28 protein-coding genes and 1 pseudogene are annotated in these 23,345 nt (G+C 37.3%); 16 read left to right on the top strand and 13 right to left on the bottom strand.

Annotated features, from left to right (window positions below):
- Window positions 1-49 precede the first annotated feature (49 nt).
- The 4 genes from IGI46_RS18710 to IGI46_RS18695 form a co-directional block, all read right to left on the bottom strand.
- Window positions 50-934 carry a MurR/RpiR family transcriptional regulator gene (locus IGI46_RS18710; protein ID WP_429974022.1) on the bottom strand — a complete coding sequence of 295 codons (885 nt, stop codon included), beginning with the start codon at window positions 932-934 and terminating at the stop codon, window positions 50-52.
- A 54-nt stretch (window positions 935-988) separates the two neighbouring features.
- Window positions 989-2,326: a PTS sugar transporter subunit IIC gene (locus tag IGI46_RS18705; RefSeq protein WP_429974021.1), complete on the bottom strand. Its 1,338-nt coding sequence runs from the start codon at window positions 2,324-2,326 to the stop codon at window positions 989-991.
- Between the two features lie 90 nt (window positions 2,327-2,416).
- Entirely contained in the window at window positions 2,417-3,421 is a 1,005-nt protein-coding gene (locus IGI46_RS18700; protein WP_429974020.1) for a Gfo/Idh/MocA family protein, read from the bottom strand.
- Complete coding sequence (locus tag IGI46_RS18695; RefSeq protein WP_429974019.1) at window positions 3,421-4,446, bottom strand: Gfo/Idh/MocA family oxidoreductase; 1,026 nt, start codon at window positions 4,444-4,446, stop codon at window positions 3,421-3,423. The genes IGI46_RS18700 and IGI46_RS18695 overlap by 1 nt, the downstream gene beginning before the upstream one ends.
- Before the next feature lie 548 nt (window positions 4,447-4,994).
- On the opposite strand from IGI46_RS18695, the gene IGI46_RS18690 reads away from it, so the two are divergent.
- Genes IGI46_RS18690 through IGI46_RS18680 form a run of 3 tightly spaced genes read left to right on the top strand, consistent with a single transcriptional unit; the run spans window position 4,995 to window position 6,270 of the window.
- Window positions 4,995-5,483 carry an MGMT family protein gene (locus tag IGI46_RS18690; RefSeq protein ID WP_429974018.1) on the top strand — a complete coding sequence of 163 codons (489 nt, stop codon included), beginning with the start codon at window positions 4,995-4,997 and terminating at the stop codon, window positions 5,481-5,483.
- A gap of 54 nt (window positions 5,484-5,537) precedes the next feature.
- On the top strand, window positions 5,538-6,053 hold the full coding sequence (locus tag IGI46_RS18685; protein ID WP_429974017.1) for a cysteine hydrolase family protein: 516 nt from the start codon (window positions 5,538-5,540) through the stop codon (window positions 6,051-6,053).
- A gap of 13 nt (window positions 6,054-6,066) precedes the next feature.
- On the top strand, window positions 6,067-6,270 hold the full coding sequence (locus IGI46_RS18680; protein ID WP_207702611.1) for a hypothetical protein: 204 nt from the start codon (window positions 6,067-6,069) through the stop codon (window positions 6,268-6,270).
- A 69-nt stretch (window positions 6,271-6,339) separates the two neighbouring features.
- On the opposite strand, the gene IGI46_RS18675 is transcribed toward IGI46_RS18680, so the two are convergent.
- Both IGI46_RS18675 and IGI46_RS18670 read right to left on the bottom strand, forming a co-directional pair.
- Window positions 6,340-6,786, bottom strand: a complete 447-nt coding sequence (locus tag IGI46_RS18675; protein ID WP_207702610.1) for a hypothetical protein — start codon at window positions 6,784-6,786, stop codon at window positions 6,340-6,342.
- A gap of 35 nt (window positions 6,787-6,821) precedes the next feature.
- Window positions 6,822-7,301, bottom strand: coding sequence for a hypothetical protein (locus IGI46_RS18670; protein WP_429974016.1), 480 nt, complete (start codon window positions 7,299-7,301; stop codon window positions 6,822-6,824).
- Window positions 7,302-7,748: 447 nt separating this feature from the next.
- On the opposite strand from IGI46_RS18670, the gene IGI46_RS18665 reads away from it, so the two are divergent.
- A complete protein-coding gene (locus IGI46_RS18665) occupies window positions 7,749-7,952 on the top strand; it encodes a DUF4177 domain-containing protein (RefSeq protein ID WP_207702608.1) in 204 nt (67 codons plus the stop codon).
- Window positions 7,953-8,461: 509 nt separating this feature from the next.
- Here the strand turns inward: IGI46_RS18665 and IGI46_RS18660 are convergent.
- The gene (locus IGI46_RS18660) at window positions 8,462-9,145 is read right to left on the bottom strand and encodes a hypothetical protein (protein ID WP_429974015.1); all 684 of its coding nucleotides are present in this window, start codon (window positions 9,143-9,145) and stop codon (window positions 8,462-8,464) included.
- Window positions 9,146-9,408: 263 nt separating this feature from the next.
- On the opposite strand from IGI46_RS18660, the gene IGI46_RS18655 reads away from it, so the two are divergent.
- From IGI46_RS18655 to IGI46_RS18640, 4 genes are all read left to right on the top strand, one after another.
- On the top strand, window positions 9,409-9,834 hold the full coding sequence (locus tag IGI46_RS18655; RefSeq protein ID WP_429974014.1) for a hypothetical protein: 426 nt from the start codon (window positions 9,409-9,411) through the stop codon (window positions 9,832-9,834).
- 120 nt (window positions 9,835-9,954) lie between these two features.
- Complete coding sequence (locus IGI46_RS18650) at window positions 9,955-10,335, top strand: DUF1801 domain-containing protein (protein ID WP_429974013.1); 381 nt, start codon at window positions 9,955-9,957, stop codon at window positions 10,333-10,335.
- Window positions 10,336-10,477: 142 nt separating this feature from the next.
- Window positions 10,478-11,290, top strand: a complete 813-nt coding sequence (locus IGI46_RS18645; RefSeq protein ID WP_429974012.1) for an ankyrin repeat domain-containing protein — start codon at window positions 10,478-10,480, stop codon at window positions 11,288-11,290.
- 150 nt (window positions 11,291-11,440) lie between these two features.
- Window positions 11,441-12,124 carry a class I SAM-dependent methyltransferase gene (locus tag IGI46_RS18640; RefSeq protein ID WP_429974011.1) on the top strand — a complete coding sequence of 228 codons (684 nt, stop codon included), beginning with the start codon at window positions 11,441-11,443 and terminating at the stop codon, window positions 12,122-12,124.
- A gap of 262 nt (window positions 12,125-12,386) precedes the next feature.
- Here IGI46_RS18640 and IGI46_RS18635 read toward each other — a convergent pair whose 3' ends face one another.
- From IGI46_RS18635 to IGI46_RS18625, 3 genes are all read right to left on the bottom strand, one after another.
- Complete coding sequence (locus IGI46_RS18635; protein WP_429974010.1) at window positions 12,387-12,587, bottom strand: hypothetical protein; 201 nt, start codon at window positions 12,585-12,587, stop codon at window positions 12,387-12,389.
- Window positions 12,584-12,844, bottom strand: coding sequence for a hypothetical protein (locus IGI46_RS18630; protein ID WP_429965227.1), 261 nt, complete (start codon window positions 12,842-12,844; stop codon window positions 12,584-12,586). Before IGI46_RS18630 ends, IGI46_RS18635 begins: the two co-directional genes overlap by 4 nt.
- Window positions 12,845-13,085: 241 nt before the next feature.
- Complete coding sequence (locus tag IGI46_RS18625; protein WP_429965228.1) at window positions 13,086-13,226, bottom strand: hypothetical protein; 141 nt, start codon at window positions 13,224-13,226, stop codon at window positions 13,086-13,088.
- A gap of 448 nt (window positions 13,227-13,674) precedes the next feature.
- Here IGI46_RS18625 and IGI46_RS18620 point away from each other — a divergent pair, with 448 nt between their 5' ends.
- The 8 genes and pseudogenes from IGI46_RS18620 (at window position 13,675) to IGI46_RS18585 (ending at window position 19,706) form a co-directional block, all read left to right on the top strand.
- Window positions 13,675-14,058: a helix-turn-helix domain-containing protein gene (locus tag IGI46_RS18620; RefSeq protein ID WP_429965229.1), complete on the top strand. Its 384-nt coding sequence runs from the start codon at window positions 13,675-13,677 to the stop codon at window positions 14,056-14,058.
- A 491-nt stretch (window positions 14,059-14,549) separates the two neighbouring features.
- Window positions 14,550-14,744 (top strand): hypothetical protein, encoded by a 195-nt coding sequence (locus IGI46_RS18615; protein WP_429974009.1) that lies wholly within the window; start codon window positions 14,550-14,552, stop codon window positions 14,742-14,744.
- Between the two features lie 89 nt (window positions 14,745-14,833).
- Window positions 14,834-15,205, top strand: coding sequence for a zinc finger Ran-binding domain-containing protein (locus IGI46_RS18610; protein WP_429965230.1), 372 nt, complete (start codon window positions 14,834-14,836; stop codon window positions 15,203-15,205).
- Window positions 15,206-15,262: 57 nt separating this feature from the next.
- Window positions 15,263-16,411, top strand: a pseudogene (locus tag IGI46_RS18605) (site-specific integrase).
- Between the two features lie 902 nt (window positions 16,412-17,313).
- Complete coding sequence (locus IGI46_RS18600) at window positions 17,314-17,706, top strand: hypothetical protein (protein WP_429974008.1); 393 nt, start codon at window positions 17,314-17,316, stop codon at window positions 17,704-17,706.
- 166 nt (window positions 17,707-17,872) lie between these two features.
- On the top strand, window positions 17,873-18,112 hold the full coding sequence (locus tag IGI46_RS18595; RefSeq protein WP_429974007.1) for a hypothetical protein: 240 nt from the start codon (window positions 17,873-17,875) through the stop codon (window positions 18,110-18,112).
- Between the two features lie 1,139 nt (window positions 18,113-19,251).
- On the top strand, window positions 19,252-19,452 hold the full coding sequence (locus IGI46_RS18590; RefSeq protein ID WP_429974006.1) for a hypothetical protein: 201 nt from the start codon (window positions 19,252-19,254) through the stop codon (window positions 19,450-19,452).
- A gap of 47 nt (window positions 19,453-19,499) precedes the next feature.
- A complete protein-coding gene (locus IGI46_RS18585) occupies window positions 19,500-19,706 on the top strand; it encodes a hypothetical protein (protein ID WP_429974005.1) in 207 nt (68 codons plus the stop codon).
- 529 nt (window positions 19,707-20,235) lie between these two features.
- Here the strand turns inward: IGI46_RS18585 and IGI46_RS18580 are convergent.
- The 3 genes from IGI46_RS18580 to IGI46_RS18570 all read right to left on the bottom strand — a co-directional run bounded on the left by IGI46_RS18580 (window position 20,236) and on the right by IGI46_RS18570 (window position 23,337).
- The gene (locus IGI46_RS18580) at window positions 20,236-21,216 is read right to left on the bottom strand and encodes an aldo/keto reductase (RefSeq protein WP_207702597.1); all 981 of its coding nucleotides are present in this window, start codon (window positions 21,214-21,216) and stop codon (window positions 20,236-20,238) included.
- A 5-nt stretch (window positions 21,217-21,221) separates the two neighbouring features.
- The gene (locus IGI46_RS18575) at window positions 21,222-21,824 is read right to left on the bottom strand and encodes a histidine phosphatase family protein (RefSeq protein WP_429974004.1); all 603 of its coding nucleotides are present in this window, start codon (window positions 21,822-21,824) and stop codon (window positions 21,222-21,224) included.
- Window positions 21,825-21,888: 64 nt separating this feature from the next.
- Window positions 21,889-23,337 carry a 6-phospho-beta-glucosidase gene (locus IGI46_RS18570; RefSeq protein WP_429974003.1) on the bottom strand — a complete coding sequence of 483 codons (1,449 nt, stop codon included), beginning with the start codon at window positions 23,335-23,337 and terminating at the stop codon, window positions 21,889-21,891.
- Window positions 23,338-23,345: the final 8 nt, after the last annotated feature.

Genomic DNA, 23,345 nt, shown 5'->3' with positions numbered 1-23,345 from the left:
TTTTTTCCTCGCTTTCTCTGACAAAAATGAATCGATACTGTCTCTATATTTATTCAAAATCAAAGATATTTTTTCGTTTTCGAGCAACTAAACAGGTGAATAGGACATCCAATAAATAATCGACAGAGACACCATACTGCAATGAGGTCAGTTCGTACGTGCCAGTATAAATATAGAGGCTCTCATTACATAACAGGTCCAAATTCCGATTCACATTACCAGTTATGGCTATCGTATAAATATTTTTCCGTCGCAATTCTGTAGCTGCACTGATCATGACTGGATTTTTACCTGTATGGCTTATGATGACAGCCACGCTATCGTTGCCTTCCAAGGTATCAATATAAAAATCGTTATAGGTGTTGAATACTTGAGTGTTGATCCCCAAGCTGCTCAGTTTCAAACAAAGTCCATGTGCTCGTGTATAATTCACGTCACTTGCATAAAAATCAACTCTTTTTGAATGAACTAAGCGATTGATGATTCGGTTCAGGGAATCTTTTTTTATCATTTCCTGCGTATAACGAACCGTTTCTTGATACAAGCCCTCAACGGTCGTAGATAACGCGATATTTGAGGCCTTCACATCCAGTTTTGTCCACTCATTTTTCTTACATTGCGCATGCTCACTAACGTATTGCAGCTGAAACTCATGATAACTGGCGAAGCCCAGCTTCTTACATAAACGATTGATGGTAGCTGGGCTGGTCAGTGTTAGTGTCGCCAACTCCTTTGCAGTTTTATCCGCAACACGTGCTTGATTTTCTAAAATGAATTGAACAATCGCTTTTTCCTGATGGGTAAATGTCTTACCCTTTTGCAGCTGCTGAATAATCATTTCCTCACTCCTCAGTTTAGGATGTTCTGTCACACTCGCTGGTTCAAGTGTCGTCGTTAGTCGAAAACCGATCATTGTAACCGGATTCACTTTCATTTATTATAGCATCCTAGTTCGAGAAAATTTTAGTTAATTTATCATCTAGCTGACTTATGCTTCGTTCGCCTGGATCATCTCGATAGCGTCCGCTTCTTCCATCTCTTGTTGTTCGATGACATCCAGACTCTGATTATAAACCTTCCAGAAAGGCAGATAAATCACAAATCCGATCGCAAAAGAGAGGAGCGGAATGAGCGCTGTCTTCACATCTCCGGTTCCTAAAGGTCCTAAGAGAAACGGCGGAGTCGCCCATGGAACGACCGCATAGAATTTCCCCAAAAAGCTGGTGGACATTAATAGATAGCCCACTCCTGTCGAAATCGTCCCACTTAAAATGAAAGGAACCATTAAGTACGGATTTAGTGCAATCGGCAGACCATAAATCACCGGTTCAACAATCGTAAAGATTCCTGGTGCCAAAGCGGTCAAGCCAATCGTTTTAAATTGTTTTCTTTTTGAAGTAATCATTAAGAACAAAAGCGGCCACACTGCAGCGGTCCAAACAGTCAAACGAATAAGTCCTGTATTGCCAAGTCCTGCAAGAACATTCGGTAGATCATATTTTGAAACACCACTGGCTAAAGCACTTGCATTCTGATTAACCCACGTCAACCCAAATGGCGTGAATAGAGCTAAAAACATATTGTCGCCATGAAGTCCGACACTCCAAAGCAACAAACAGACAAACGTAACCAGCATAGCCATCCAAAGACTATCGGAAGAGGTAATAATCGGTTCCAGCAAGGTATTCAGCCAAGCGACCATATCGAAATTTAAAATTGTTCGAACCAGCCAAGCTAAAGCAAAAATCGTTGCGAATGGTAATAAGGCGCCAAAAGCATTCCCAATATTTGGTGGTACGGAAGCAGGCATTTTGATCGTAATATTTTTGTCTAAGAAGAATTTAAATATTTGAACACCCACAATACTCGTGATAATACAAACGAATAACCCACTTGCGCTAAATGAATTCACCAAAATACCACCTACTTCATCATAGCCATTAATCGTAAAGATCAAGAATGTTCCCAATCCTAACAAACTACACGTCAACGTATTTAACTTTTTCTTTTGCGCATAATGGTATGGAATCGCTATTGAACAATACAGGGACATCATATTCATCGTCAGGCTGTTCATCCAAGCAAATTTCCCCGCCCAGGGAGCTAAAAAGCCGATTAACGGTTTGCCGCTGGTCCCCACATCTGGCGAACCCAAAACATACAAAATTAAAAAAATTGAACCGATCATAATAATCGGAGTCACCGCGACCAGCCCAGCTACAACGGAAGAAATGATATCAGTATTCGCAAATCGGCCTAGTGGTCCGGAAATTTTAGTGGTAAAATCGGTTAATCTATCCATCATACTTCTCTTTTGTTTATCCATTCGGAAGTCCTCCTGTTTAATGGGTAGTTTCTCTCAGGGATCGCGCCGGTTTCTTCACAACCCCTAATTCACTACATCCATTTTGGTAATTTACGTTCTACTCGTACTGACATCAGCTGGGAAAACGATCCCGCCTGTTCTTCTGGCCTGTGTCTGAATTTTCATTGTTTCCAGCGTGACTTCCATTAGCTTCTTGGCTTCGACTACTTTTTGATTGTCGATGATGTCGCAAAAGGCCACAAATTCATGATACATCCGATGCTTGCCCTGATTTAGTTCATAAACAGTTTCGCTGGTTGAGTCATTCATTAATAGCTTGAATTTTGCGACGATATTAGCCGAATCTTCAATGATGATACAGCCCCTATCCCCTTGAATCGATGTAATGATCGGCGCTTTACAATCTTTAGCCGCGATACAAACTGCTTTAAACTCTCCATAGTCCAAGTTTAGAATGCCTGAAGTATCGATACCTTTTTGACTATTCGCTTGATAGCTGACTTGATCGGTTGATCCAAACAACGTAACCATCAAGTTGATATTGTAAATATTTAAATCCATCAATGCTCCCCCGGCCTTCTCCGGATCAAAGGCCGGCTGAACAATGCCCTGCTTGAATGCATCGTAGCGAGAAGAATATTGTGAGTAGTTCGCTGAGACGATCTTGATTTCCCCTAAGGTTGGTAGAAGTTCTTTGATTTTCAAAACATTCGGTAAGAAACGAGTAGAGACCGCCTCCAACAGGATCAGGCTTCGTTCATTTGCTAAATTGGCCAATTCAACTGCCTCTTGATCATTCGAAGTAAATGGCTTTTCACAAATCACATGTTTATTCGCCAATAACGCTTTTTTAGTGAATACGTAATGCAAATGGTTAGGTACTCCAATATAAATCGTATCAATCTCAGGATTTTGAAGCATTTGGTCAAAATCAGTATATTGTTTTTTGATCCCGTTTTTCTCAGCCAATTCCTGAATCACTGATTCTTCCGCAAGTGTGGCACAAATCGCTTCCAGTTTCATCTCGCTGATTTCATTGGCGAAGCTCAATAAATCGTGTACGATCATCCCTGCTCCTAATAGACCTAGCTTCATTATTTCGCCTCCTTCGCTACTTTCATCGCAGCTTCAATAATTTCTAAAACTGCAACGACTTCTTCGTCCTTGACGATTTTTTCGGCATTCCCGCCTAAAACATTAAAAATATTGTCATAAATGATTCCGTAATCGCCTTTTTCAACCGGAACCGCCATATTCACTTCTTGCCCCTCTTGATCAGTGTAAGACAGGGTTCCCCAAAACTCTTCAGAATATTCTTCTGTCGGTAAAGGATAGGGTCCCTTTGGTTTTTCTTTAGAAGAATTATGTCCAAGTGACGGCATTAGGAAGCTTCCCTTTTTACCATGCACTGTAAAACTAGGATAGTCGAGTTTTACATAATAGCTAGTTTTCACGATGGCTTTTAGCCCGTTAGGATAGAAAAGATCAATATCGTAATAATCATCCGAAATCCCCGGGTTATCGATACTGCGCACGTCGTAAACCGTTCGCTTTGGAACACCAAACTCACCGACTATTTGATCGATTGGATGAACTGCTAATCCGTAAAGGACACCCATCCTCTTGTTATTAACCATTTCCGGACGATAATAATCATAATGCGACTCAACCTCAATCAGATCTCCTAATACACCTGATTCAATTACTTTACGAACTGTCCGCATGTCTGCATCGAACCGGCGATTTTGATTCGCCATTGTCAGAAGACCCTTTTTCTTTGCTAGTGCGAATACTTCCTTAGCCTCCGCGGCAGTCATCGCAAAAGGTTTTTCGGTCAGGACATTCTTTCCATTTTCTAGAGCCATTTTGGTATAGGCAACGTGAAACTGATCTGGTGTATTAACCACAATCAAATTAACTTCTGGATCTTGCATGACTTCTTCTATTGAGGAAGTAAATGAGATTTCTGGATACCAGCTTTCCCGCTCCAAATCCCCTACGCGATCTTCTTCTCTGCGATAAATATATTTGGCTTTCATTTTTCCGTGACGTGCTGCTACATATGGCAAGTGATATTGGCAAACACTGTTGCCAAAACCAATATAGGCAATAACTAACATAAACTTCCCTCCAGTTTCGAATTAAAAAAATTGACTATGACCATCAGCTGATTGGTACAGTTCAACCTTATCAGCCAAACTTATACATTTCGATAGAATCCAGATAAAAAGGGTAGCGTTTTCAAAAATGTCGGGTATTTTTGAAAGCTCCTTTCACTATCACTGTGAACTACTCGCCACTTAGCTAAATCTTCACTTCGCATATTGAGTTTTGCATTGATACCTCGAGCACAACGCCCCCTGACAAGCCATTTTTCGGATAAAGAGTGATTTCGTATCCGCAATCTAAACAGAGTTGGCTAGGTGGATACCATTGATTTTACATCTATACCAACTTGCAATGTTTGTGATTGTTGATTAAGTATCCCTGGAATACTACTTAATAACGACTCATTTAGTTCGGATAGGCGTTCCCTCTGGTATCACTATGCCAGTTCACGATAATAATCTTCTTTCAATGGCTGGCTGAGTAAAAATTTCTTTAGTAATTGCATTGGTATTCGAAAACGTTTATCTTAAAATTAAAGAGTTTATCAGGAGGGATTCCATTGGCTAACGAAGACAAAAAAGATTTCAATGCCATGCTGCACAAAGAAACGGATATGCCGAAAATACAACGTGTAACCGATCAAAAAACGGTTGAACGTTATGGCGGTGAGCGAATGTTTTTTGCCCCTGCCCCAACCTATGTTGCAATCATGAAGAAAATTCCCGAAGGCAAGCTGACTACCGTTGTGGATATTCGTGAGTACCTGGCCAAAGAAAATCAAGCAGATTTTACCGAGCCAATGACTGCCGGAATTTTTGTCTCTATCAGTGCCTGGGCCAGTCATCAAAGAGACACTGACAAAACACCTTATTGGCGTACACTAAAAACCAAGGGTGAATTGAACCCAAAATATCCCGGTGGTATCGAAGTCCAAAAAGAACTATTACAGGCGGAAGGACATCAGATTGTCCAAAAAGGCCGCAAAAATATTCGGTATTATGTTGAAAACTACGAAGCTGCTTTAGTAGATTTATACACTTTATTCTAGCCTTTTTACCTAGAAACCAAAAAAAGCAATGGACAATTTAAAGGAGTTTTGCAAATGAGTGCCTTATCCGATGTGCTGATTGTAATAGACTTACAAAACGGTGTCTGTCACAATGGAGCAACCGCGATTCATAATTTTGAAAATCTGGTAGAACTGGTTAATAGCCGAATTGCCTCTTACCAAAAAGAAAAACGGCCGATTATTTTTATCCAGCATTCGGATGAAGATCTAATAATAGATACTTATTCGTGGGAAATTATCCCTGAATTGATACAAAGCCCTGATAACTATTTTCTAGGTAAAACTCATGCCAATTCCTTCTACCAAACTTCTCTGCAGAAGCTGCTGACTGACCTGAAGGTGAACTCAATTGAATTTTGCGGCGCTCAAACACAATATTGTATGGATACGACAATCAAGTTTGCTCATGGGTTAGGTTATCAGCTTTCCTTGATGAAATCAGCTTCTTCTACTTATGATGATGCGCTGATTTCAGCAGCCGATATGATCCGTTTTTACGAAAAAATTTGGGATAAGCGTTTCTTGACTTTGCTCGAGGAATATATGTAAAGGAGGAGATTGGATGAATTCATTTAAAGACCTAAATAATCGTTTTTTCTATATCGCCATTATTAACTTCATTTGCGCCATGTTATTAGCCTTGTTTGGCTCTGGAATTTTTTTCAGAGTGATCAGCTTTGTATTTTTCCTTATCTTTGTTCTGAACATGAACTTAGCTTCCAAAAAAGCAAAAGATGAAAAGTCTTCTGCAAAAAACCAAGGCTGAAACTGAATCAGCCTTGGTTTTTTTATCATTAGCAGCTGAATAACCCCGTTGAAGCGAGGTTTTGGCAGCTTATTTTCGCCCATCCACCACATTAAATCGTCGGGACAGGTAGTTCTTCTTAGCACTTTTCAGTTCATCTTCATTCCACGGTACAAAGAGCTTTCCTTCGTATTCAGCGATCAGATCCCCCTCTTGGTAAGTTACCGATAGAATATCTGTCGTAAGCAGGCAAACACTATCCAAATCATCCACATGACCAAGCTTTTCTAACTCGTATTCGGTCTCCTTATCGCAGTTCCTATGTATATCATCAAATTCAAACACCGGTTCATAATCATCATAATCGGAGGTTTTTCCAATATGTTGGACAATCGCTTGGATTTCCATTTCATAGTCTTCATGAGTGCTTTCTTTGACAGATAAAATATGCGTAATGACGAACCCATTCTCGGATTCATCAAGATAAGAACCAATGTCAACACGTCCTGAAAAATAAATCGTTCTAATTTCCTGCAAAACTCTCACCACTTTCGCTTGGGACTATTTTTTTGTTAGGGTTTGTCGTTTCCTTTTCCGCTAACCACATTAAAGGTAGCCAAACGCTTTTGCTTAACTGCCTGTCTCATTGCTTCATCACTCCATGGCATGTAGATTTCCACGCTGCACTTCATGACAAAATCATTTCCTTCATACCTTAAATCGACAATATTTGCTATGTATCCATACAGTCCATCCTTCTCCAAACCCAATTGGACTACGTCTCCTACCTTAAGAAAAGGATTGCCTTCAGTTTCTTTCCCTCCATAATAGCGTCTTTCATAGCCCTCCCAATAGTCATCCACCATTCCAAACGCATGCAGAATTGATTTTGTGCCAAACTCTTGGGCGAGTACGTCCACCTTAATCTCGCCATTGCCTTGGTATTTTTTGATATCTATAATATTTGTCACAACAAACAATCGTCCCTCGTGCTCAAACGTTTCACCAACCCCGACGGTTTCTGATCGTACCAAAGTAAAAATTTTGTGCATAGCCTTCTTTCCCTTCGTACTTTATTTTTTCAATGGGACTAAACCCCTTGCTAATTTCTCATTATTCTTTGTTAGTAGTCATTTTGTGAGTGCTTACTTTGTAATGATACAAAAAAGTTGCCTAGCTGTCATGTAATTTTTGATTTTTTTTACTTTTATTTTTTCTAAGCATTTAAAATAGTCCTCACCCTTGTGTTTGAGTAAAAAACTATTAATTCCACTGAAATTATGGACCTTGATCTTTACCCACTCAACTTTAAATGATGAAATTTACATACCAATCTCCCTCATGAGGCTGCTGCTTTGTGGGAGACTCTTCTATCCAAGTTTTATCAGAATAGAATTCTCGGTTGTTTATGGCACAAAAAAGGTTGTTTAGGACAAACTAAGCTCTTCTTCTAATTACAGTACTATAATTGAAAAAGAAGAAAGAAGGGAGCAATTAAAATGTACGAGTACCGATCAGAAATTCTAATCGCAAAGATGAAATGGTTGTCCGACAAAGCCAATGAAGATGATCTATATGAATTAGATCAACTTATTAATCAGCGGGCAAAAGAGGGCTGGGAGCTTGCCACTTACTCTTACATGTCAACGTCATTACAAGTGAAGGGTGCTACCTTGATCACCTTCAAAAAGTTGATTGAATAATGAAACACTCGTCAGATAGAAAATGTCTGACGAGTACTTTTGCAAGTAATCAACTGGTTTTAAATCGGTAATCCTTTCGAAAAATATTTACAACACTTAGCCCATCATGTATGATTTTTATAAAAGGAGCGTGAAAAGTATGACCTCATTCAATTTCTTCAAAGAGTATTTTGGTTTACTTGCACTAACGTTTGTCTTTTTTATAATGAATTCAACAAATTATTTAGCCTTTCTTCCAATTGCTTTGATCGAATTGCCTATCACAATCGTATTCTTCCTTTTGAGAAAGAATAGACAAAAAAGCAATTGTTTTTCCGATAAATAAATTGTCATCCATGCTCATAAAAAAGTCTGAAAGAGACTTTCGAACTAAAGTTAACTATTTAAGACTCCTAGGAAAGATACGACTGGTTAAAAAGCTTTGACTGAAAAAAAACTCATCCTGAATAGACTTTGCTTGCAAGCCACTTTTTACAAATAATGAACATCTGCTATTCTTAATTGTTTCTTCACTCATCAGGAATTAATACTCTTATCTGCTTCGCATAATTGTCGGCAAATACTTCTTTTTCCAAATAACTACCCACTGCTCGCTTAGTTTGAACATGATGCCCTACTTCATGCAACACCGTCCGATACAATTGTGTGCTTCTCACGGACTGCAAGCTGCTTTTTACCATAACCTTTTTGCCTATCCGCCGAATCTCGTGTCCTTCCTTGCCCAGCTGATCCAACTCCCTTTGGAAAAACAGTGAAACATTACTTACTTTTAAAACTATTTCTTTCGCAGTATTCACCGCTTCAATAATGATTGCTGGTTGCACTATCCCCTGATAGTTAAATTCATAAACAAATCTTCCCCAACAAGGAGACAAAATCGTTTCCTTTTTCTTAGGCTGACGTAAAATAAACAAACTAAGCCCTGTCAAATCCTCGACAGGACAATAAGTTAACACTCTGCAAAGGTCATCAATCGTGCAGGCATAGCTGTAACCACTAGTTAATTTTTCCACCAAAAATGTAACTCTCTTACCATTTATTTTTTTCTGAACAGTTGCTTGAAGGTTGAGGTTTTCATAAAAAGGCAGCTGGTTTTCAGCAGGTATATTAAACGGACTCTGCCGCTTGAATCCTGATTTTTTAGTTCCGGCATTTCGATTTCGCTTTGTGGGTCTTCTGCGATTTGGCATCATGCTATCACCTCTTTATTGTGTACGTTTAGCTAGATCTATTTTACCATTTTGAAAAAACGCTATCAATCCTATGAAAATAGCAATCTTGGCGGCCTGGACATTAATTTTGTCAGCTCGTGAATTTTCCTACTTACCCTGCGAACCCTCTAAAATTGCTTTATCATCTGCCTACTTCCTTTTTGTCATAGAAATTTTTTGTTTTTCTGCTCCTTATTCTCCTTTACTGTGTTAAAATTTATCCATCAGATTTAAAGGAGATTATCATGTTTTATATTGGAATTTTTGTATTCTTGCTCTTAGCTGTCAACTTTTTTTACCGAGTAATTAATCTATTTATAAAAATAAACAGACAAGCTTATTCACAAGATACTACACACACATTCAAATGCAGTACCTGCAATCAGTCCTATACCCTGACAGGCCCAGAAACAAAGAAGCTGGTCAAAGGTGCTGTTGTAATAAAAAAATCCACACCACGAAGCAGAACTACTTTTTACCAATTCAGGTGTCCTCAATGTGGAAGCTATTCCAATCAAGAAAAGATATTTGATATTAATACGACGAAAGGATTAGGCACTGTAAGAGCTCAAATTGATTCTGATCAACTACCTCTTGTCATTGATTTCCTATTGAAGGGGGTTCTGCCAATCTTTCTAGTCATGCCCTTTCTAAATCTCATTATCAGATAAACAGTGTGTCTTTCTACTCACTGTTGATATCGAATCAAACAGATGAATCATTTCATCAATGGAATTAGAAAATACTAACGCTTAAAATCTCAAATAATAAAAATATCCAGGAGGCGAACCATGATAACCATTCAAGAATTTTACCCAACCTACTCTGAAGAGATGATCAGCAAGCTTGAAGAACTGCAAAATTTGATTTGGACTATTGCAAAGGAACAGAAAAAAACGATAAGTGAAAGCTCTAAATGGGGACAGCTTTCAATCGTTTCTGAAGATGGCACGCCAATCCGTATAGCTAAATTTTCGGACAATGAGATTGCTCTATTTGTTCACTGTCAAACTACCTTAATCGAGACCTGGAAAAATTTGTTTCCCGATCGCCTTTCTTTTTCGGGGAATCGAGCAGTAATAGTCTCTGTTGACTCTCCACTTCCCGCTTCAGAATTGCAAGTTTGCATTGATATGGCGTTAAACTACCATGCTCGTAACAAGCGTCTCTAATTTTTAGTATTATTCAGCTCTTTATAAAGCTGGAATCGGACAGAATTTGGCACTGATCTTTCCCATCTAACAAAAGTCATTTCAGCAGTTGAATCCTCTCATCAATGCTATAATACGTAAAAAACAGAGAGGAGAACATGCGATGAAATACTTGCAGCTAGCTACTTGGAAATTAATTCTTACAATATTCGCCCTGCTTCTTTTTTTAAGCGGCTGCCAGTCCCACTCTCAGAAGAGTAAATCAACTGACACCACTACTGTGTCTACAGCGGAAATGACTACTGTTGAAGCTTCGACCCAGCAGAAAGAAGACACGGTTTCTACCACCCAATCAAAGGAGGATACAGCGATGAACTACCCTTCAGGAAGCCTGATTGAAGCTGTTTCGGCTAACAATCTTGATCAAACAAATGACATTCTCAGCTCTTCCAATTATCCAATTGATGAGGTGAATGAAAAATCTGAGACCCCCTTATTGATCGCTGTTCACAATAATCAAGTGGCTATTGCCAAAGCCTTAATTGATTCAGGTGCCGACATTAATAAACAGGATGGAATCCAGGACAGCCCTTATCTCTATGCTGGAGCAGAAGGAAGAACAGAAATTCTAGCTTATATGCTTGCTCATGCAACGCCTAACCAATCCATCACTAACCGATTCGGCGGAAATGCACTGATTCCAGCTGCGGAAAAAGGCCATCTAGAAAACGTAAAAATTCTTTTAGCCGACAAACGAGCAGCTATCAATCACCAAAATAATTATGGCTATACTGCCTTGATTGAGGCTGTAGCATTACGTGATGGATCACAGGTTTACCAAGATATTGTAGCAGAATTATTGAGAAACGGTGCCGATCCAACCCTCGTAGACAACTATGGGAAATCCGCCCTTGATTATGCCAATCAATTAGGTTATGGCAATATGGCTAGAATGCTTCAAGAAGCAATCAAGTAGTCTATTAGAAAAATTATTTTTTGTGGTTATCTCAGGCGTTCGCAGTCATTTAAATCGTTGGTATTGTACTATAGGCTCAAAATTTCATGTATAATACTCCTCAAGCAGCAGCATATTTTTATTGAAGAATACTACAAAGGGAGTTTTTCTATGAGCAGAATGAAGGATGTACTAAATCACTTTGAAAGTGAAGCGTCAGAGTTTGATTCGATTATTACAAAATTAATTCCAGACTATAATCAAATGTGCACTATCTTACTAGAATTTATTCCATACACGTCAGAAGATACCTTCTCCTTTATTGATCTGGGCACTGGAACGGGAACTTTAGCAAAACGAATTAAGGATAAATTTCCCAATTCTTCAGCGACCTGTGTCGATATTTCCAGCAACATGTTAACAATTGCTGAACAAAAACTAGGGAGTACTGCTGAATTTATTCAGAGCGATTTTTACTCCTTTGCGTTCGATAAGTCTTACGATCTAATTGTTAGCTCTTTGGCCTTGCATCATATTGAATCTAATGAGGAAAAATCCGACTTTTATAAAAAGATTTTTAATGCTCTGTCTCCTACGGGTACCTTTCTCAACATTGATGTTTTGCTAGGTGCAAATGATTTCATTCAACAAAAGTACCTTAACAACTGGAAAAACTTTATGCTTAAAAGTGCCTCAAAAGAAGAAGTCGAAGAAACGTGGTTAAAAAATTATCATTCAGAAGATCGACCTGCTTCTTTGTTTGATCACTTTATCTTATTAAATGATGCCGGATTTACTGAGATTGATTGTTTGTACAAAAGTTATAATTATGGCGTTTATATGGCCGCAAAATAGTTTCAATGCAGAGCGATTGAGCCAATCGCTCTTTTTTATCGTTCGATCAACTAGCACGCAGCTTTTTAAGGGGTTCCTAATGATCGTTCAATAGTACACTCTGTGTCAATCAGCTACCTAATTGGCATCCGCCGAGCCTCCCTTTGATTTTCTTTATAAACTATCAAAGTGACCTTACTAATTTTCCCCGTTCGTTTCTCTTTCAATCTCTTATTTATAGAAAATGACCTATCTTTTTGAAATCGTTTGTTCTATAGTGAAATCAAAAGGTGGGGATATTTTGAAGGGTATTAACGATAACTTTATATTGGTCCTTATCAATTGATGTAGGAGGCTGTAATGGTCTTTCGGTATCATCACTCATGAATAAACTCGTCAATGCGCACTTTAAAGCTCCTGTTTTAGCCTCATAGACTGCTTTATCCCCTGAGTCTTGTCCGTCACCGTAACCTTTCATTTTCACTGATTCGCCGCTTTAGCATCAAAAATTGTATATTCAACTTCTAAACTTACTAATTGCTGGCTCTCGTTTTTCGCTGAAATTTGGGTAATAGTTCTACTCAATTCGTTTGGGATCATTTGAAGACCTCTCTCAGTCATTTCTTTTTTCGCTACATCCTTAATATCGCTTTCTAGTGCGTAATCATAATGGTGAAAATCATTGTGTCCATTCTTTGGAATCCGATCAATTGTTGACGTAATATCGACAAGCTTAGTCATCAGATTCTTTTAGGGGTTCTCGATTGTGTCTGACATTTTATCCCTCCTGTACTATAGTTTAGAAAATTCTATTTTATTTGCGACTTACTACTTGGCGGTGGAAGTCGTTTTTTTCATTACTGCTATATGCTGCTTAGATAAGATTGTGGCCTTATTATATTTCCACCAGCGGTCAGTACAGATTCTTCCGATTCTCAATATTTCTTTTCGTTCAATTTTCAATGACTCGCCCTTCACGCCTTTATATGAGCATCACATTTACGATCTGATCCAACCCTAAGGTACCTAAGTAGATAAAACCGTACATTAAGTTTAGATAGGTCAACCCGATTGCTATTACGATTAATACAAATGCTCCAGCAATGTTTATTCTTCGTTTCATTCTAGTTCCTTTTTTACTTAATCCCAATGATCCATGATGTCGTTACAAATTTTTATTTCCTTATCTGCTTGCCAGTACCTTTTATCTTTAATGGAAATATCGTTATTCTTTATATACTCCTTTACTTTTCTCCTGTCTGGATTAACATCTGGTATAATCTCTCAACCTTCTTTTTTTATAATTAGTAAGGTAATTCGACAGAAAATTTAAATTCCTGTTGACATTATGTAGAAAGTTTTATACTATTTAGGCATACTGAAATAAGCTTACAACACTCCATTTTATTGCATCCGGTCGCCAAACTAGTGCTATTTAAGGGACTTTTTAACTTGATTTTTTTCTGTCAAACTAACTTACACACTCAGTTTATTACGAAACTTTCTACACAAAAAGCATTTGTGTTGATTTTTTTGTAATATTTTTGAAAGCGTAACTAGGAGGAGCCTTTATGACTTTATTCGAGAGAGTTTCTACACTTTCAAAAAAACAAGGTAAAAGTCTAAAAGTTATTGCTGAGGAATTAGGACTTAGTCGACACGCGTTTTATTCATGGAAGACTAGCAGTCCAAAAGCTGAATCGTTGGAGAAAGTAGCTAATTATTTTGACGTTTCTGTCGACTATTTACTGGGACGTACCAACAATCCTAATACGCTTAATAATGCAAAAGTCGACTCTGAAGATGAATATGAGCAAGAACTTTTAATGATGTTCCGCAAAGGTGAAAAGGAAGTCACTCCTGAGAAGCGTGATCTTTATAGAAAACAAGTTAAGGACCTAATGAGCTTCGTTTCAAAGACATTGAAAGAATTAGATGAGGATCATGATAAGTAGGAAGTGTTGTTAGTTGGAAAACCAAAAGCGGGATCGCTTAGTGTTAACAAATTTATTGGTAAATCAATTTTTGAGGAAAAATAATATAGAACCTAAACAGTATTTTTTCGAAGTTTTGTATCTTCTTATGTAAAAGAGAATAGAATCAAAGTAGTATCGGGTATTCCTACGATTGACGAAGAATTTTTCTTAGGGGGCACAGTTAGGAGTAAAAAAAGTATATGCTTCTTCCTAAACCCACACGTTTACAAAAGACGAATACATTTCAGCTCTTGCCATGAAATAGCACATTGCATCTTTGATACGAACATGCAAAAAAAAGTCAGCAATTTTTCAATGTGGATAATAAGCCTTCTTTTTACAATGAACACCAATTGAAAATAGAAAAGTTAGCGAATGGTTCAGCAGGTGTCCTAATGCTGCCTGACATCATGTTAGTCAATTACATGGCTATCAATAAATCTTTTCATTTGATTGCTGACGAATGATTAATGAGTAAATCATCTTTGCACAATCGCTTAATGGACTTTGCTAAATACAGTTGTAATACGAGTTCTTTAACAACGATGAAGGCAGTGAAAACATTTCAGAATACTGGAGACCGTTCTCAATTCCGAATGGTATTAACTGGTGCACACTCAATTTATGCAAAGCAGATCATTCACGATTTTGAAAACGCGATTTAAAAAGCCACGCTACGAACACGGCTTTGTACTAATGCCCCTTTTTTCGAGACCTTAAAAAGCACATTATATCAAAAAGGAGAATTTTTAAAATGAAAAAGAAAAAAATCGGTTGCGGAACTATTTTCATTGTTTTTTTAGCAATTGGATTAGTAATTGAATACTGGTATATAGGAATTCCTGTAATATTAATAGCAGCTGCATATTGGTATTTCAAAATTTACCCTGAAAAACGTGCTTTAAAAATACAAAAAGAGCAAGAAATTCAGGAGGAAAAAAATATTGCAGCGGAAGAACGCAGACTTGAACTTGAAAAGAGAAAACTGATGGTTGAAAATCAACAGAGAGAAATACAGGATTCGCGCACAACATTAAACAAAACTGAATGGAAATGCTCTTTTTGTATGAACACAAATTCGCCAGAACGGAATGAGTGTTCTAGTTGCGGTGCTAAAAAAGATTAGTCTTTAGGCTTTTCTTTTTCTCTATTTAAGAACATATATTCGTAAGGACGTAGAAATATGGCAAATCTGAATTGGTCAAAAAAATACAAACATGTTTTTTCTTACTATAATAAAAAAAGCGAGTTTTTGGGATATCGGTATCCCTTTTTATAACTCATTAAAACATCGGAAAGAAGCTAGTAAGCGTAGGTTTGAAACTGAACGAGCTGCTTATAAAGCCCTTTTGAAAATTCAATATGAGTTGGAAAAGCAAAACACTTCTTTTATTGAAAACAAGGAAGTCACCATTGACGAATGGATAAAGATATGGATACCTTACGTACAAGACAACTGGAGCATATCAACAAAACAAAAAATTGAATTCGCTATTGAGTTTCATATTTCTCCACTAATTGGAAATCAGAAACTATCTTCGTTAAACAAGATCACATATAAACGAGAATTCATTGATAAATTGAGACAGGAAAATAGATATAAAGAATCCACTATTCAAGCATGGCATAAAATTGTAATGAGAATGATCAACGCTGCTGTAAATAATCAGATACTGCCTGGTAATTCTCTCAATGGCTTCAAATTTGATTCTAGCAATAACACTCGTTCATTTACAAAAGAACAACTACAACAATTTACAATGGTTATAGAAGAAAAGAAATCCGAACTCAATCTATATTTTTAGCATTATTAAAATCTGGAATGAGGAAAGGCGAACTAATGGGGCTTCGGTGGAAAGATATTGATCTAACTGAAAAATAGTTTAATATCAATTCTACAAGAAGAGATTACAGGGATAATAAAACGAAAACAAAAACAAGTATACGTAAATTTTATTTTGATGATTCGCTGTTTTTTTTTATTAAAAATTAGAAGTCTTACGAAAAAGAAAATCAACTTAGAAAAGGTCGTATACTTAAAGACGAAGATTATTTTATCTTAAATTCCTGAGATTTACCAATACAGCAATCCAAGATCACTTATATGTTTCGGCTGCTATGTGAGGAAGCTGGAGTACCTAACATAAGCATCCATGGGTTAAGACACACTTATGCTACTTTTCTAATCGAAGCTGGATCAAACATCAAATATGTATCTAATCGCTTGGGACACAAAAATATCAATATTACTTTGGATGTGTATAGCGACGTACTAAAAGAAGAAGAAAAAGGAACTGCTGATATTATGGGGAAATTGATTAATAATTTATAAACTGTGGTAAATTTGTGGTAAATATAGCTCGAAGTGCTGATATATAAGCATGTTGCCACTTCCTAACTGAAATTGATGACGATTTGATAAGAAAATCATCTGACCTTAATTGTGCATTGGCCTATCTAACTGAAGCTCATAGGCTTTATTGTGACGCTGAGGTATTTCTAAAAGACAATATTGAAATTTTGGACGAAAGATCAGAATTTACATCTCTAATTCATAGATTTAAAGTCTATAATCGCTAAGTTTTGAATAATGTTAGAACCAACCATAGCCATCAATGGAGTGATATAGAATTCCGACATTTCGCAGATAGTTTTCTTGATGCAGGAATTTTATTGAACATTGACGATGTTCACTCCCTTGTTGAATCTGCAAAAGAAGACTATTCCGTAAGAATCTGCGCACGCAGATTCTTTTTTTCGACTTATTTATTGAAATTTGACAAGTTCAATCTTTTTGATTTTTTCTTACATAATTGGCGTGGTTAACGTGCTGTAATTAGTCAATCCAATCCACGATGATATTCACGTTCTCTTCTGAAAAATATGTCTGTCCAAATTTTCTTGCTTCTTCAGGTAAATCAGAATAGGCCTCTTACAGCGTGTACTTCCAGCCACTCGCTGTGGCAACACCATTCATGAGTACACATAGCCGTATTGAATTTTTCGTTATCCAGTGTGGAACTGTGAGACTCCTAGTAAATATAGCTGATTATTAAATATTAAAATGTCACCCTTCTTTGGAACAAATTCATCTGTTAAAACCCTTTGTTTACTTTGAATTCCATAAATAACTCTCCTCCATACTTTCCTTGGTTAATATACTTATTCATTTTTGTTGACCTTTACTTTACGTAATCCTTTATAGTAGTACTTATCAAAATAAAGGAGACAACTATGAATACCAATGAGCATTCCATATGTCTTTATAAAGATTTACAAACAAGGTTGATAGCAAACCCGCAAAATTTCCGAGCAGATAGCAGAGAAGGATTTTTCTTCTTAATCGGAAATGTAATTGGATCAATGGTTTTCCACACGGATAATGTTCTGAACCAGCGAGACATTAATTGCATTGAAGATTTGGATACAATAGATCAACTAAAATTACATTTCGATTTTCTTCAAGGTATTTATGGTTACAATAAAAAAATTAGTAGAAATAGAAACTACAAGTATCTGTGTGCTGCCATTGCACTTTATTTAAGCAAAGAATCACTAATCCATGCCAGTGACCGTTCTTATTTACATCTAGGTTTAAATTTTGATCATAGACTGTTGTATACTTAACTGACAGATTGTGGTCAAATAATCATGATCTTTACTTCAACTATCCTTCCGCTATCTCGGTCGTTAAGTAACCTATCTTTTTTATTCCATTAAAACATTTTATATTTTTTAACTTCCAATTCCCTGCTCAAATACTTATAATAATTCTATATATGAGGAGGAAAAAATGATTGATGAAAAAAAGAGTGCTGTCAACGAATTACTAGAAAAGATAAGTGCTACAACTACTTATATTATCTCTTTATTATTGACAATTACTGTAGCGTTAATTGTCTCCGCCTTTATTGGCTTTGGAGAATCTAGTTTTTACATATTAGCCTGTCTTACTGTCTACGGATGGATTTCCGCTATATGTCACTTTAAAAAAATTGGTGTTAGTTTTGATTGGAAAAAGAAAACAAAATAATTTTCACAATGGAGACTGCCTAAGTGAACTCCATTTTTTTCTATTTGATAGTTCCAATCATTGGATCTTTTTCCATACTATCTTCCATTTGCTGAGTTACTGGATTAATTCTTTTGGTACTCATCTTGCCATCTTTTATAGGCTCTTATATAATGTCAACATATTAAAAATTGAGGAGAATAACGCAATTATGCCCACAACTAATAACAAATTTCAGATTCGTAAATCTTTTTTAGTCGTGTATTTAGTACTAATCTTTCTAGGACTTGGACTTACTGTTGGAAGATGGTATAGTCAATCAACTAATTTTGTAATTATTAACGCGTGCGTCACTTCTCATATATCAAACTTCTCATTGAGCTTAATGTCTTACCTTGTAATTGGTTTTATATGGTTAATACAAGGGATAAAATTCCGCTCCATCGTATTTCTAGGTATCGTATTTGTGATAGGAAATTTACTATGTGAGACATTAATCACCTTCTTGAACACTCCTGATATTATTGACGCATATTATGGGATTTTAGGAACATTGGTTAGTTTTCTTTATTTATTATTGTTAAATAAATATGGACTAACTCCAATAAAAAGCGAACATTAAAAATTTCCTATAGGCTATACTTCTGGTGGTTAATAGCATATGTTTAACCCTACCTATTGGTTTCATTATTAAATTTTTATTTCGCTTTTTTCTCTCAAAACTTCCTTAGTTTCTTTCCTGTTATCATTACCTATATCAAATGAAATGAGGGTATATTATGGGCATATCATCCTTATTACTGATTTTTTTCGTTAGTAGTATTTCTTTCCTACTAGTTGGTATAATCAAAAAGAATAGACTATTAATGTTTATATCATCTATATCAGTAATTTTAGTAATTGTTTTCTGCTTGTACATCTTCATAATGATTGGCTCCATGTAGTCAATTAATTTTCCTTAATATCCCTTCAGTAGCATCAATGTATTCTTCGACTTCTTCTTTAGAATCAAAAGTACTCACTTCAAGTTCCTTGTCACCATAAACGACCATCAACTAATGATTGTATAGCCTCACTCCTTGCTTTTCTTGGGTTAGATTACTGCTCTAATCGTATTCTGTGATATATTCATGAAAAACACTGTATAGGAGCATTCAACCATGAAACTCATATTAATCATCTGTGTTGCTGTAGCTATTTCTTGCGCCGTTGCTTCAAATAAAAACTCTTCCAAAAATAGCCTTATGCTCTACTTCTTTTCTCTTTCTGTTCTTTCGGTCGTAAATATATTTGCTATTTGTGTCATTCAGGACAGTATTTTAACCTTTCGTGACGAAATCAATTCTTTTTTAATTTATTAACTATACTGAAAATACAGAACGAAATGCATGACTAAAGGAGGAGAAAAATGGAAAAAAAGTATGGAAAATTGAGAAACTATATTTTTTATGCAGGTATTGGATTGTCATTTCTTTGTAGCTTCGCACAATTATTAGATTTGTCTGGTATAGTTAGTTTTTATGTTGCTCTTGCTGGAGTATCACTTTTGGCGATAGGCGGTGTCTTAATGATTACGATCTTGTTGCATGAACGAAAACATCAGAAAAAAATTTGACTTAAATTTAGCAAGTTATCCGTAGTTCCATCTATGAATATAGATAGCTTTTTTTTACTTTCTTCCGTTAACAGCTTTCATCTTGCTATTAACTCGACTAACTAGTCAAAAAAATAGTTAATAATAGCTTTGTTCAACCTCTTACAAATTAGTTTTGAGCTTATCCCAGCTAGCAACTACTCACTGGGAAACAGCTTATAATCATTTATCGTTGTTCCCCCCACTATGTTTTAGCTTTACTAAGTTCACTTTTTTGGCTAAATGAGGAATAGAATAAGATAAAAACTTACGAGTCGATCTTTATAAACGAGAAAGAACGATCCGCATACCTTGATTTGGCTATGAAAAATTTACATTTTTTGAAACTCCAAATAGAAAATGTAATTAGTGAATTCACTCGATTGCTTAAGACAAAAGATATCGATGAAGTGAATTTGCTATTGAACAAAAAATGATAGTAAAACAAGCTATAAAATGAATAACCTCTTCACATCGTAAACAACTGATGCGAAGGGGTTTATTCACTATTCTATGAGTGTCCAACAATCTTATGTGGAATGTATGGTTCCTCCAAGTAAGCAACATCTTCCGGTGTAAGCTTGAAATCAACAGCTGCAACGGCACTCTCAATGTGGCTCATTTTTGTAGCACCAATAACTGGAGCAGCCACAGGTTCCTTTTGCAGCAGCCAGCCTAAGGCGATATTTACCCGACTAGTTTCATATCTTTCAGCTAATTCCGCTACGCGATCGATAATGACTTGATCCATCTCAGCCGTTTCGTCGTATTTGGCTTTTTGCGCCTGATCAGTCGTACTGCGGGAGGTCGTTGCCGTACGATCGCGAACTAAACGACCGGAAGCCATTGGACTGTACGGTGTTAAAGCAATATTTTCCGAAAGGCAATAAGGAATCATCTCCCGCTCTTCTTCTCGATAAATCAAGTTCAAATGGTCTTGCATCGAAACAAATTTTGTCCAACCATTCATTTCCGCTACATGGTTAGCCTTTTGAAACTGATAAGTATACATAGCAGAGGCACCAATATACCGAGCTTTCCCTGCTTTGATCACATCATGCAGCGCCTCCATAGTTTCTTCGATCGGAGTAAATGGATCCCAGCGATGAATGATATATAAGTCAACGTAATCAGTCTGCAGACGTTTTAAACTTTGATCAATTTGCGACATGATGGCCTTGCGGGATAACCCTTGACCGTTAGGACCATCAAACATTTTTTGGTGAACCTTGGTAGCTAAAACAATTTCATCCCGTTTGGCAAAGTCTCTCAGAGCTTTACCAAGAATTTCTTCACTGCGACCTAAGGAATAAACATTGGCCGTGTCAAAAAAGTTAATTCCCAAATCCAAAGCGCGTTGAATTAACGGTCGACTTTCGTCCTCTTCTAAAACCCATTTGTGGATCCAATTTTGAGGGTCCCCAAAGCTCATACTGCCTAAGCAGATACGTGACACATCCATCCCTGTATTACCTAATTTTACATAATCCATCTTGATCATCCTTTCATCCGTCTGAGTTGTTCCTCATGATTAATTATTTCACACAATGAAAACCGCTTTTCACGGTATTCGTATTTAAAAATACAACAATTACCGATCCCGATACTTTGTCCATATATACGGTATTCAGGCTCACTGTAATCATCCCAAAATTTACGGAACTGCCCACAAAACGCACCATGAGTTACCGCTAAAATTGTACCACCCTTTTGCCGCATCAGCTCGTTACAGGTGTCTACCGTCCGCTTCTGAAATTCCTTTTCCTCCTCACCACCGTATTCTACAAAAAAATCGCGGTAAGGCAGCGAGGGATTCAGCTTTTCACTTTCTCCTTCTAACTGTCCAAAATTCCATTCCTTTAAACCTTTTAAGCGAGTATAAGCTTGAGAAGTAATCAACTCCAGTGTATCCGAAGTCCTTTCCAAAGTTGAACTAAAGGCTTGATCAAAAGAGGTACCCTGCCATTTAAAATACTCACCCGCCATTTTCGCCTGGTGGACTCCCCGTTCTGTTAAGGGCGAATCACACCAGCCTTGGATTTTATGTTGAGCATTAAACAGCGTTTCGCCATGACGAACTAGATACAACGTTTTTTCCATGCAAACAATCCTTTCTGATAAACACCAAAAAGAATGGTGCCATCCATTCTTTTTGGTTCATTCATTAAACTTTCATTGCTTCGGTCACTGCCAAATTCTCGCCATTGGAGGCAATCACCTGCTTGTACCAGTCAAAAGATTTTTTCTTGGTACGCTTCATTGTTCCGTTACCTTGATCGTCGCGATCAACATAGATAAAACCATAACGTTTGCTCATCTGACCTGTGCTAGCTGCCACTAAATCAATACATCCCCAAGTTGTGTAGCCCAACAGCTCCACCCCGTCGATTTCAACCGCTGCTTTGAAGACTTCGATATGCTGCTTCAAATAGTCGATGCGGTAATCGTCTTCCACGTAGCCATTTTCGTCTGGCATATCAACAGCACCTAAACCATTCTCCACAATGAACAACGGCTTTTGATAGCGATCGTAAAGCTGGTTTAAAGAATTTCGCAACCCAAGTGGATCAATTTGCCAGCCCCATTCCGTAGACGGTAAGTTGTCATTTTTAATAGAAGCAAAAATATTACCCGTAGCCTGTTGGTAATCTTCCGCATGAGCACTCACTGTTCGAGAGCAATAGTAAGAGAAGGAAACGAAATCTACCGGAGCCGAAGCTAGGATTTCTGCATCACCCTCCTCCATCTGAATCGTCAACCCCTCCTGCTCAAATTTTTTCAATGCGTAATTAGGATATTTCCCCCGCGCTTGTACATCAATGAAGAAATAGCCTTCACGATCTCGTCGAATCGCTTCTTGATAATCCTCAGGACGACAAGTATAAGGATAATGACTGCCGCCAGCCAACATACAGCCAACCTGATTTTCAGGATCAACTTCATGTGCAGTTTTAGTTGCCAGCGCACTAGCTACTAATTGATGATGGGCAGCTTGATACTTTACTTCTTCCTTGTTGTCACCTTCGTGAAAAATAATTCCACCTCCAACAAAAGGTTGGTGCAATAAGATATTAATTTCATTGATAGTCAGCCAATACTTTACTTGTCCTTTGAAGCGCTTCAGCACTGTTTCAGCATAATGACCATAAAAGTCTACCAGCTTGCGACTGCGCCAGCCACCGTATTTTTTAATTAAGTGCACAGGTACATCAAAATGGGCAATCGTTACTAACGGCTCGATGCCATGCTTTTTCAACTCTTGGAAGATGCCCTCGTAAAAAGCTAAACCTTCCTCGTTCGGTTCCAAATCATCGCCGTTCGGAAAAATCCGCGACCATGAGAGCGACATGCGGTACACCTTGAAGCCCATTTCAGCAAACAGCTGAATATCCTCAATATAATGATGATACATATCAATCGCTTCCTTAGCAGGATAATAATGATCCTCCTGCCATTCCAGCATTTCCAGTTCACCTAGACCCACTGCTTTGCGATCTTCTCCACATGGCAAGAGATCAATGTTGGAAAGCTTGCGTCCGCCTTCCAAAACGCCTCCCTCTACTTGATTCGCTGCAGTGGCACCGCCCCACAAAAAGTTTTTATCTAAAGCCATTTATTTTG

Origin of the sequence: Enterococcus sp. AZ163 (assembly GCF_050498925.1) — a bacterium.
In the GTDB taxonomy this organism is placed as follows: Bacteria; Bacillota; Bacilli; order Lactobacillales; family Enterococcaceae; genus Enterococcus_A; species Enterococcus_A ferrettii.
This window is presented reverse-complemented; position numbering and strand designations above follow the sequence as displayed.